7 protein-coding genes and 1 pseudogene are annotated in these 11,285 nt (G+C 72.0%); 2 read left to right on the top strand and 6 right to left on the bottom strand.

The genetic code is table 11. From position 1 onward, the window contains the following. From VFO68_RS34135 to VFO68_RS34125, 3 genes and pseudogenes are all read right to left on the bottom strand, one after another. A pseudogene (locus tag VFO68_RS34135) lies at positions 1-420 on the bottom strand (hypothetical protein); the annotation flags it as partial. A 39-nt stretch (positions 421-459) separates the two neighbouring features. Beyond that, a complete protein-coding gene (locus VFO68_RS34130) occupies positions 460-1,596 on the bottom strand; it encodes an aminopeptidase P family protein (RefSeq protein ID WP_325162568.1) in 1,137 nt (378 codons plus the stop codon). Continuing rightward, positions 1,593-3,197, bottom strand: a complete 1,605-nt coding sequence (locus VFO68_RS34125; protein ID WP_325162567.1) for an AI-2E family transporter — start codon at positions 3,195-3,197, stop codon at positions 1,593-1,595. Before VFO68_RS34125 ends, VFO68_RS34130 begins: the two co-directional genes overlap by 4 nt. Before the next feature lie 264 nt (positions 3,198-3,461). Here VFO68_RS34125 and VFO68_RS34120 point away from each other — a divergent pair, with 264 nt between their 5' ends. Then, positions 3,462-6,110, top strand: coding sequence for a LuxR C-terminal-related transcriptional regulator (locus tag VFO68_RS34120; RefSeq protein WP_325162566.1), 2,649 nt, complete (start codon positions 3,462-3,464; stop codon positions 6,108-6,110). Positions 6,111-6,117: 7 nt separating this feature from the next. On the opposite strand, the gene VFO68_RS34115 is transcribed toward VFO68_RS34120, so the two are convergent. Together VFO68_RS34115 and VFO68_RS34110 are read right to left on the bottom strand one after the other, a co-directional pair. Beyond that, the gene (locus tag VFO68_RS34115) at positions 6,118-7,836 is read right to left on the bottom strand and encodes a sulfatase (protein ID WP_325162565.1); all 1,719 of its coding nucleotides are present in this window, start codon (positions 7,834-7,836) and stop codon (positions 6,118-6,120) included. A gap of 23 nt (positions 7,837-7,859) precedes the next feature. After that, the gene (locus tag VFO68_RS34110) at positions 7,860-8,579 is read right to left on the bottom strand and encodes a CDP-alcohol phosphatidyltransferase family protein (protein ID WP_325162564.1); all 720 of its coding nucleotides are present in this window, start codon (positions 8,577-8,579) and stop codon (positions 7,860-7,862) included. A gap of 135 nt (positions 8,580-8,714) precedes the next feature. On the opposite strand from VFO68_RS34110, the gene VFO68_RS34105 reads away from it, so the two are divergent. After that, positions 8,715-9,509: a class I SAM-dependent methyltransferase gene (locus tag VFO68_RS34105; RefSeq protein ID WP_325162563.1), complete on the top strand. Its 795-nt coding sequence runs from the start codon at positions 8,715-8,717 to the stop codon at positions 9,507-9,509. Between the two features lie 535 nt (positions 9,510-10,044). Here the strand turns inward: VFO68_RS34105 and VFO68_RS34100 are convergent. After that, a complete protein-coding gene (locus VFO68_RS34100) occupies positions 10,045-11,277 on the bottom strand; it encodes an IS110 family transposase (RefSeq protein WP_325162569.1) in 1,233 nt (410 codons plus the stop codon). Positions 11,278-11,285: the final 8 nt, after the last annotated feature.

Here is an 11,285-nt window from a genome sequence, read left to right as displayed (position 1 = left end):
CTCGGCCTGCACCCCGGACCCCAGCACTGCCAGCGTGGTCGCGCCCGGCCGGGCGAGCGCGGCGGCAGCGATCGCCGAGGTCATCGCGGTGCGCATGCCGGTGATGTGCGTGCCGCCGAGCAGTGCGAGCGGTGTCCCGTCGTCCGGGTCGAACAACGCCACCAGCGCCTGGTGACCCGGGACCGCACCGGAGTGGTTGCCCCGGAAGATCGACACCAGCTTGGCGCCCAGGCCCAGGTCGGGCACGAAGCCGGGCATCGCGCCGAGCAGCCCGGACCGACTGGACGCGCCGATCCGCGGTGGCACCGAAGCGGTTGCCGAACTGATCGACCGCAGCGCGGCGCGCAGCGCCCCCGCCAGGCTCGCCAACTCCAGCAGTTGCTCGACCTCGGCCTCGCTGAGCACGAGCAGGTCGGGCATCGGGGCCACCTCCGGGTTCGGGTGCCCGGAGCGTACTGGCTACTCGACCACGTGCAGGTCGCGCGGGGTGTTGTTCAGGCGCAGCCCGGATTCCTGGGTCACGGTGACGATGTCCTCGATCCGCACCCCGAACCGCCCGGGCAGGTAGATGCCCGGCTCGATGGAGAAGCACATCCCTGGCTTCAGGGGTTGCCTGACGCCGTCCACGATGTAGGGCGGCTCATGCGTGGTGACACCGATCCCGTGGCCGGTGCGGTGGATGAACTGCCCGCCGTACCCGGCGTCGGTGATGATCGTGCGGGCCACCCGGTCGATCTCCTCGCACGGCACCCCGGGCGCGACGGCCTCGAACGCGGCCTGCTGCGCCTGCCGGACCACCTCGTGCACCGCCCGAACCTCCGCGTCGGGCTCGCCGACCGCGACGGTGCGGGTGGTGTCCGACCCGTAGCCGTACATCAGCCCGCCGAAGTCCAGCACCACCGTGTCGCCCTTTTCGATCACCCGGTCGTCGGCCTCGTGGTGCGGGTTGGCGCCGTTGGGGCCGGAGCCGACAACGGTGAAGTCGACCTGCTCGTGGCCGAAGTCGCGGAGCAGCCGGGCCAGGTCGGCCGCCACCTCGTACTCGTGCCGGCCGGCGAAGCGCACGTTCACGATCTCGCCGAAGGTCGCGTCGGCGGCGGCGCCGGCCGCGGTGAGCCGGGCGATCTCGCTGTCGTCCTTCACCGCCCGCAGCATCGGCAGGCACTCGCTGAGCGAGCTGTATCCGGTGCGCGGCAAGGCTTTCTGCAGGCCGAGCAGGTGCGCCGACCAGGTGGAGTCGGACACTCCGTACCGGCCGTCGAACCGCAGCAACCCGCTGGCGACCTGGTAGGGGTCGGAGCCGTCGGCCCAGTCGACCAGCCGCAGACCGGGCGCCCCGGCGGCCGCCGCGGCGTCCGGCCGCTCCAGTGCCGGAACCAGCATGGTCGGCATCTCCCGCGCGGTGAGCACCAGCATGGTGAGCCGCTCGGTGATCGCCGTGGGCCGGTATCCGGTCAACCACACCAGGTCCGGGCCGGGGGTGACGATCAGCCCATCCAGTCCCGCCTCGGCCGCGTCGTCGACCACCCGCGCCATCCGGTTGGCGTAGTCGTCCGGGGTGAACGGTTTCGGGCTGGATCGGATCGCCTGGGTCATGGTTGTCCTCCGGTCAGCGCGGGTGCCGGCGCCGGTTCGCCGGCGAACACCTCGCGCAGCGCGTCACGCTGTTCGTTCGTCAGGCTGGTGGAGTTCAGCTCGGGGGGCTCCGGTCCGGCGAAGGCGTCCCGCAACCGGTCGGTCGCCTCGGCCGGTCCGAGCACGATCAGCGCCGAACTGCCCGGGACGAGGTCGGCACGCAGTCGCTGGACCAGGTCGTCGACGCCGAGCTCGGCCGGCGCGGCCGCGGAGTCCAGGAAGGCCAGGCCGAACAGCAGGCCCCAGAACCCGTCGGTGAGGGCACGCTCGCCGCCCAGGTCGCGGACCCGGCGCAGCCGCGGGCGGGCGCGCCCGGCGTCCCACGACACCACCGCCGCGTCGGCGACGGTGACCACGTCCATCCGGCCGAGGCTTTCCAGCGTCCGCGCCGCCTGCGCCGCGCCGGACGCCGAGGCGAACCGCCAGACCGTCAGCCGGTCCGGTCCGTCCGTTCGCGGTGGGCCGCCGGGTTCCTGCGACCGGTGCCGCCTGCGCCGCTTGCGCCGCGCCCGGGCACCGAACAGCGCCGCCGCCCAGGTGGCCTTCGGATCGGTGTCCACCAGCACGGCCATCATCAGCAGGGTCGCCGGGATCGCCAGCAGCACGCCGAGTGCGCCGAGCACCCACGCCCAGAACACCAGTGACACGAACGTCATCGCGGTGGACAGGCCGACGGCGTCACCGACGTAGCGCGGCTGGATCAGGGACTGCACGATGAAGTTGAGCACCACGTAGACCACGATGACGGCGAGCGCCTTCGGCCAGCCGCCGATCAGCAGGCCGAGCAGGGCGGGCGGGGCCACGCCGATGATGAACCCGATGTTGGGGATGTAGTTGGTCACGAACGACAGCACGCCCCACAGCACCACCAGCGGGATGCCCAGCCAGGCCAGCGCGATCACGTCCAGCACCGCGACGATCAGCCCGAACACCGTGGTCACGACGATGTACTTGCGGGTCCGGCGGGCGAAGTCGAGCAGCGCGTCGTGCACCTGCGGGCGGTCCTGGTTGATCACGCCGAGCCGGCCGCCGATCTCGGTGGTCTCCACGCTGAAGAACAGCAGCAGCGCCAGCAGGAACACGATGCTCGTGGTCACCCCGGCGATGCCGGAGAGCAGGTCGCCGGCGATCGTCACCAGCTTGCCGGGGTCGAGCGTGCTGGCGGCCTGCCGCAGGTCCTCGGACTCGAGGCCGAACCGGGCGGCCAGGTTGGTGGCCTCGTTGGCCAGCTCCCTGGCCCGGTCGGTGTACTCCGGCAACTCCTGGGCCAGCCGGGCCACCGACAGCACCACCACCAGCACGAACGAGATCAGCACCCCGTACACCAGGAGGACCAGGATCGAGGTGGCCAGCCAGGCCTGGAACCCGTGCCGCCGCAACCACCTGTGCACCGGGCTGACCACCACCACGATCACCAGCGCCAGCAGCATCGGCCCGATCAGCCAGGCCATCGCCCGGATCCCGGCCACGGTGATCACCGCCGCGGCGGTGCCCAGCAGGATTATCAGTCCCCGCGGCATCGCGTAGCCGGTATCGACGCCCATCTCGGTAGCGGTCTTCACAGCCTGCCTCCAGCCCGCGCGGTGACATGGGGTCGGCACCGCGGCCACCGTCGCACGGACGGCCGCCGGTCTCATCACCCCGACCGGGCGAGCCGGTTGCCGGTGCGGAATTCCGGTCCCCGCACGCGGGAGGGAATGCCGGAGTTCGGCCTTGCGCCCGTGCGGGGGGAATCACCCCGTACAGATGACGTCCCCGGCTGATCGCCGTCGCAGGATGAAACTGCTGCTGCGCACCTCGGGGCCGGGCGAGGAGGGAGTGAGCGTGTGAGCATCGCTGGCGAGAACGGCGCCGGTGAGCCGCCCGTTGTCGCCGCGGCGAAGGTGCGGGTTCCGACTGTGGCGGCGACGGCGGTGCTCCGCCCGCGGTTGCACACACTGATGGACGACGCGGTCGGCGGACCGCCGGACAGTCCACTTGTGACGGTCGTCCGGGCGCCGGCCGGCTCCGGCAAGACCACCATGCTCGCGGCCTGGGCCCGGGACCGGTCCGGGGTGGCCTGGGTGGCACTGGACAATGAGGACGACGACCCGGTTCGGCTGTGGTCGGCGATCCTGCGGTCGTTACAGATCGGCGGACCCTGGGGCGAGGCCGGTCCGCTCGACGGGCTCACGCCGCCGCCGGCCGCCGAACCCTACGCGGGCTTCCTCGCCGCCGTGCTGGCCGCGCTGGAGGACCTGCCCGCCCCGCTGGTGCTGGTGCTCGACGGCATGCACGAGGTGACCTCGGACGAGGCCGTGCACACGCTCAACATCCTGCTCCGGCACCTGCCGCCGACCCTGCGCGTCGTGCTCGCCACGCGGTTCCCGCCGCCGCTGATCCTGCCCCGGCTCAAGCTGGAGGGCCGGCTGCGGGAGATCGACCCCGAACACCTCATCTTCACCACGGACGAGGCCCGGTCGCTGTATGCGAACGAGGGCTTCGACCTGACCGAAGCCGAGCTGGGCCTGCTGATGGAACGGACCGAGGGCTGGGCGGCCGGGTTGCGGCTGGCCGCGATCACCCTCGCCGGCTCGACCCGGCCGGACGAGGTGATCACCGACTTCACCGGCGAGGACCGCGGTGTGGCCGACTACCTGGTCGGGGAGGTGCTCGACCGGCAGCCGGAGGACGTGCGGCAGTTCATGCTCGCGACCTGCGTGTGCGGCAGGTTCACCGCCGACCTCGCCGCGCGGCTGTCCCGGCAGGAGAACGCCGGCCAGATCCTGGACCTGCTGGACCGAACCGGCGTGCTCGTCAGCGACCGCGACGAGGAAACGCGCTGGTACCGCTACCATCCGCTGCTGCGCAGCTACCTGCGCGCCGAGCTCGGCCGGCGCCGGAAGTCCGCCCAGCGCGAGCTGCACCGCATCGCCGCGGGCGCCTTCCTCGCCTCGGGCGAGCCGCAGCGGGCGATGGAGCACGCCATCGCCGCGGGCGACGACGACCTGCTGACCCGCCTGCTCGCCAAGCACGGCCTGGAGCTCCTCGGCACCGGGGAGGCCATCCGGTTGCGCCGGATCCTCGACGGCGCGCCGGCCTCGGTGCTCACCCGGCCCTCGGTCGCCCTCGTCGCCGCCGCCACCGCCCTCGAGCTGGGTGACCTGCTGGCCGCCGACCGGTCGCTGCGCAGCATCGACAACGGCACGCACCCGCTGCGCACCCAGCGGCTGCGCGCCCTGCACGCCACCATCGGGCTGCACCGGGCCCGGCTGCACGGTGATCTCGGCGCGGCGCTGGTGACGCTGCGGAGCACTCGGGCCGGGCAGACCGGCGACGTCGACGTCGACCTAATGGCCACGTTCAACCGGGGCGTGGCCGCGGCGTGGACCGGGCACCACCAGACCGCCAAGGCGGAGCTGCACCGGGCCCTGCAACTGGCCACCACCGAGCGCCGGGACGCGATCACCGTGCAGTGCCAGGCGCATCTGGCCGCGGCGGCGGCCACCGAGGGCGACCTCGGCGAGATGACCGAACGCGCCGACGCCGCCATCGAACTGGCCACCGCCCGGGGCTGGCAGGACACGTCCCGGTGCGCCTACCCCTCCGTGCTGCTCGGAGTCGGCGCCTACGAACGGCTCGACGACGCGGCGGCGGTCCACCTGGCCGAGCGGGCGGTCCAGCTGCTGGACCGGCCGATCGACCCCACCATCGACCTGTTCGCGCACACCCTGCGCGCGATGGTCACCTTCGACACGGCCGAGGACCCGCACGAGGTCGCCGGCACGTTGCGGGCGCACTGGCAACGCCTCGGCGGCCGGACCGTCGCCCCGGCCCTGCTCGCCTACGCCGCGCTGCCGCAGCAGCGCATGGCGCTGCGGGTCGGCGAGTACACCTGGGCGCTGGAAGTGCTCTCCCGCCTGGAGAACCTGCGTTTCCCTTGCGGTGAAAGGGAACTGCTCCGCGCGACGCTGCACGCCAACCGTGGCAGGTTCGCCTCGGCCCGGCGGCTGCTGCAGCCCGTGCTGGACGGCCAGACCCGGTCCATCGTCGCGTCCACGCTGATCGACGCCTGGTTGCTGGAGGCGCATCTGGCCGAGCGGGCCGCCGACGCGCACCGCTCGCACGAGGCACTCGTCCACGCGCTCGGGCTCGCCGCGCCGCACCAGGTGCTGCGCTCGTTCCGGGATGCCGGCCAGTCGATCCGGGTCTTGCTGGCACAGGGATCCGGCCGGTTCGGCCGGCTGGAACCGTTCGCCACCAACGTTCTGGCCGCGGTGCCGGTCTCGGTTCTCGATGCCACCGACGGCCTCACCGAGCGGGAGCAGGCGCTGCTGGCCGAACTGCCCTCGATGCGCACCGCCGAGGAGATCGCCAGCACCCTGTTCGTCTCGGTCAACACGGTCAAGACCCACCTGCGCGGCATCTACCGCAAGCTCGGTGTCTCACACCGCCGGGACGCGATCGCCGTGGCCCGCCAGCGCGGGCTGCTCTGAGCCCCGGTCAGTGCCCGACGGGGGACTGATCCTTCGCGAACGCGGACAGGAACTGGTCCCGGAAGGTGTCCATCCGCCAGACCGGCGCGCCCGGCCCGGGCCGCAACCCGTCCTGCCAGTTCCACCCGGAGATCTGGTCGAGCACCGCCGGGTCCTTGGCGACGATCGTGATCGGCACCTCGTGCGGGGCACCGTCGCCGGTGATCACCGACTGCGGCTGGTGATCGCCGAGGAAGACCAGCACCAGGTTGTCGTTGCCGTAGGTCTGCATGAAGGTGATCAGGGTGCGCAGCGAGTACTCGATGCTGTGCCCGTAGGCGACCCGCATCCGGTTCGCGTCCCCCATCACGTCCTCGGGGTGCTCGGCGGACTCGGGCATCCCCTGGAACGCCGAACCGTCGCCGACCTGGTCCCAGTCGATCAGCCGGGGCACCGGGGAGAACGGGTTGTGGCTGGACAGCAGCGCGACCTCGGCCATGACCGGCGTCCGGTCGGTCCGGGCGAGCTCGGCCTGGTGCAGCGCCGACATCGTGTACTGGTCGGGCATGGTGGCATAGAAGAACTTCGGGCCGCGGTAGCCGGAGTTGTTGGCGTCGTAGATGTGGTCGTAGCCGAAGAAGCCACCCTCCGGCCAGGCCTGGCTGATCGCGGGCATGACGCCGACGGTGCGCCAGTGCGCCCGCCGGAAGGCGCCGTTGAGGGTCAACCGGTCACTGGCGACCAGCGTGCGGTATCGCAACTGGTTGTCGATCCACAGTCCGGACATCAGCGTCGAGTGCGCGAGCCAGCTGCCGCCGCCGTTGGTGGACGAGGTGAGGAACGCGCTGCGGGAGGCGAACCCGGCGTCCCGCAGCTGCGCGCTCCCGGCGTCGAGTACGGCCCGCACCCCGGGTCCGAACTGCGGATCGTCGAGCGCCACCCGCCCGTAGCTCTCCACGTAGGTGAGGATCACGTCCTTGCCGCGCAGGCCGTTCAGCAACGCCTCGGCGGGGGTGTCGCGGAAGGCGTCGACCTTGGCCTGCTCGGCGAACTCGGTCTGGTCATCGATGCCGGCCTGCACCATGTTCAGCCGCTGGTAGGCGAGCGTGGTCGCGCTGCTCGAGGCGACCGGGCTGTCGGCGACGAAGCGCACACCCAGCACCGCGCACAGTGCCCAGACCACGCCGAGCACCAGCACGGTCCGGGTCACGGCCCGGCGGTGTCCGGTCGCCACCCGGGACAGCCGCAGCACGGCCAGCGGCATCAGCGCGATGAGGGCGAGCGCGAGCGCGGCGGCCCCGACCGCCGCCGCGATCGCGCCCGTCCTGCCAAGGGACAGCGAGATGAACTCCATGCCGTACTGCAGGAAAGCCCAGTCCAGCACCGGGTCGAACGGCCGGTCGAAGGCGTAGTTGAAGCCGAAGTCGACCAGCTTGAGGACGGTCAGCAGGCCGAGCAGCACGCCAAGGACGATGCCGACCGCGACCCGGGTCCGGCGCGGAAGCAACAGGATCAGCCCGATCGCGAGGAGCCCCTCGATGGGCAGCCGGACGAACGCCAGCGGCGTGAGGTTGCCCAACTTGGTGGGACCGACCAGCGCGAAGAGCACGAGCAGGAAAGCCAGGACGCTCAGCGCCGCGCTCAGCACCCGCCGCCAGCGCGGCCGGACGGGCTCCGGCTGCTCCGGCTCGGCCGGCTCCTCCGGGGCCTCGGCCACCGGGGGCCGCAGGTCGATGTCCGTTGTCATCTCGTCCTCTGCGATTCGATGGATCACCGGTGGGCGGGTTGGAGGGTCCAGGTGCTCGGCAGGCGGGCCGGGACGGTGATCCGGTGCCGGAACAGCCACAGCACGTCGGTGCTGAACGACCAGACCAGCGCGGCCAGTGCCAGCGCGGTGAGCACGATAGCCCCCAGCGCTGGAAGCAGCCCGGAGGCGGCCACGGTGAGCGCGATGCCCTGGGTGGCGGCCACGGTCTTGCGGACCAGGCTCGGCGGCAGCGGCGCGCGCAGCCAGGTGAGGTTCCAGCTGGCCGCCACGAAGGCGTACCGCATCCCGCCGATGACCAGCACCCAGGCGCCCAGGGAGGTGGCCAGGTAGGCGGACAGCACCAGGATCAGGAAGGCGTCGACCTCCATGTCGAACCGCGCGCCCAGCGGGGAGCAGGTTCCGGTGCGCCGGGCGACCCGACCGTCGACCGCGTCCAGGGACAGGGCCACCGCGGCGACGCCGACCAGCACGGGCACCGGAACGGGCTGCTGGAGGCTGTCCACGACCAGCGCGGTCACGCCGCCGACCAGCACCGCCCGGGCCAGGGTGACCCGGTCGGCCGGCCCGAAGTCGACCGCGCCGGAGCGGCGCAGGCCACCGATGAGCATGGCGCCGCCGGCACCGGCGAAAAGCAGCGCAGCGAGCCAGCCCGCCAGGCCCAACCCCGCGACCAGGGTCAGTCCGGTGAGCAGGATCACCTGCGCGGCGGCTCCCGCGGTCATCGTCCGCATCGGAGCTGCAGTCTGTCCGGCCACGCGCGTCCTCCTGAAATCGGTACTCGTAGGGTCAACACGAGCCCGCGCTCGGGTTGGTTCAAATCGAGCGCAGTTGGTGTCATCGAGCACAGTGGAGGCAGCGTGACGCGCACCGAGTTCCCCCCGGAGTGGCTGGCGCTGCGCGCCGGGGCTGACGCCGCCGCCCGGTCAACGGATCTGCTAGATCACCTACGCCCCCGCCTCACCGCCCCGGACCTGGTGATCCGCGACCTCGGCTGCGGTACCGGGGCGATGTGCCGCTGGTTGGCCGAGCGCCTGCCCGGTCGCCAGCACTGGATCCTCACCGACCGCGACCCGGACCTGCTGGCCCGCGCCGCCGCCGCACTTCCAGCCGGGGTGACCGCCGAAACGGACCTCCGCGACATCACTCGCCTCACCCCCGCCGACCTGGCCGGCACATCCCTGGTGACCGCCTCAGCCTTGCTCGACCTCTTCACCTCGGCCGAAGTAGCCGCCCTAGCCGCCACCTGCGTGTCCGCCGCAGTCCCCGCCCTGTTCACCCTGTCCGTGACCGGCCGGGTCGATCTGACCCCCGCCGACCCCCTCGACCTGGACCTGGCCGCCGCCTTCAACGCCCACCAGCGCCGGGTCACGGCTGGCCGCCGCCTCCTAGGCCCGGACGCCGCCGACGCCGCCGCCGCCGAGTTCACCCGCCTGGGCGCGACGGTTCGTCGTCACCCCACCCCCTGGCACCTTGGCCCGGCCCAGTCGCCCCTCACCGCCGAATGGCTACGCGGCTGGGTCTCCGCCGCCGTCGCCCAACAGCCGGACCTAGCTCCCGCCGCCGATCCCTACCTCGCCCGCCGCCTAGCCCAGTGCACCGCCGGCCACCTCACCGCCACCGTCCACCACGAAGACCTCCTCGCCCTCCCGTAGCAGCCTCGCGCGGGGTTGGCCGGCGGTGCAGTTCTGGCGGCGTCCTTGGGTGCCGGCCCCGGCTGCGGAACGCTCGGGTCGGTCACCTGGCTGAGGCTGGGTCAGGGCGTTCCGTCCGGTTAGGCCCTGCTGGTGGTTTGCCTGGGTGCCGTCCCCGATTCCGTCGGAACGCTCGGGTCGGTCGCCTTGGCGGGGCTGGGTCCGGCGTTCCGCCGCACGGCTGTGGACGGCCCTTCGGGGTGCGTGGGTGGTGGGTTGGGGGTCTGCCCACAGCCGTGCACCGAAGTACCGCTCCCGGATCGGGCAGGGCTGGGCGCGTCGCCGGGGCGGGCGAGTGGGGTTGGTGGGTTGGGCGCGGCGCTCAGAAGGGCGGCGGATCCGGATCGGTCACCGGATCCGGCTCCACGACATGCTGGAAGCCGAGTGGGGTGGTCCACTGGAAGGTGCCGGGGTTGGTTTGTTGCAGTTGCCAGCCGCCTTGGTGTTTGGCGCGGTGGTGGCGGCGGCAGAGGCAGACATCCCATGCGGTTGGTTGTCAAGCGGCGTGGGTTTGATCGTGTGCGGGGAAGGCGATGGTTTCCTGGTAGTGCTGCTGGTGGGTGAGGCAGTGGTGGAGGCAGCCGAGGAGTCGGTTGAACAGGTTGCGTTGGGCGGCTGCGTGGCGGTCTCCGGCGGCGCGTCGCCGGTCGTAGTGTGCTCGGGCGCCGGGTGAGGCGGTGAGTGCGGAGAAGGCCCATATGTAGCCGGTGGCGGCCAGCCGTTGGTTCTTGATGCGTCGGGCCATGACGGCGTGTGTCTTGCCGGAGGCGCGGGTGATCGGGGCGCTGCCGGCGTAGGCCTTGAGGGCTTTAGGGTCGCAGAATCGGGATCGGTCGTCGCCGATCTCGGCGAGCACCCGGGCGCCGGTGAGTGATCCAAGTCCTGGCAGGCTGGTGATGATCTCGGCGTCCGGGTGTTGCTCAAAAGACTCCACCGCCGCGGCGGCAAGGTCATCAGCGCTGACGCAGGCGGCGTCGAGCTGGCGGTGCAGCGCGAGCGTCTGCCGGCCGAAGGCCTGTTCCACCAGCGGTGGCTGGCGTAGCCAGTCCCGGCGGAACACCTCGTGCAGGCGGGCAGCTTCGGTGTCGATGCCGCGTTGCCGCCCGGCTTTGGCCAGCAATGCTCGCAGTTGGGTTGTGGTGAGCTTGGCTGCGGCCGGCGGGGTTGGGGCGGCGGCGAGGATCGCCCGGGCTGCGGAGGACATGATGCCGTCGCGGGTGCCGGCGAATGCGGCCAGCATCGCCGGGTAGAACTCGCGCAGCAGGCTGCGCAGCTTGTTGTGCGCCTGCGTGCGATCCCACACCGCGTCCTGTTGGGCGCGGGCGAGTACCGCGATCGCCTGGGCCAGTTCGGAGTCGGTCGGCAGTGGCCGGTGTGCGGCCAGGTCGGTGCGCAGAATGTTGGCCAACACCAAGGCATCCGCGGCGTCGGACTTCTTGCGGGCGACCGAATATCGGTCCCGATAACGCGACACCGCCAGCGGGTTGATCGCGAACACTCGGCGGCCGGTACCGCGCAGGCAAGCTACCAGCAGACCCCGCGCGGTCTCGATGGCCACTGGGATCGGCTCGGTGGCCGTATCGCCGTGCTCGGCGAGCAATCCGAGCAGCTGGGTGAGCCCAGCCGCGTCATCGCTGATGCGACATCGGGCCAGCAGTGTGCCCACCTGGTTGACCAAGGCCACATCATGGTGGCTTTCGGCCCAGTCGATCCCACAGAACACCTCCAACGTTGCTC

Source organism: Actinophytocola sp., from assembly GCF_035712165.1.
Classification (GTDB): domain Bacteria; phylum Actinomycetota; class Actinomycetes; order Mycobacteriales; family Pseudonocardiaceae; genus DASYTH01.
This window is presented reverse-complemented; position numbering and strand designations above follow the sequence as displayed.

What these genes read in the sequence shown, in the direction of transcription:
- VFO68_RS34130 (WP_325162568.1), bottom strand. Translation starts at nt 1,596, where the DNA reads ATGACCCAGGCGATCCGATCCAGCCCGAAACCGTTCACCCCGGACGAC.
- VFO68_RS34115 (WP_325162565.1), bottom strand. Translation starts at nt 7,836, where the DNA reads ATGACAACGGACATCGACCTGCGGCCCCCGGTGGCCGAGGCCCCGGAG.
- VFO68_RS34110 (WP_325162564.1), bottom strand. Translation starts at nt 8,579, where the DNA reads ATGACCGCGGGAGCCGCCGCGCAGGTGATCCTGCTCACCGGACTGACC.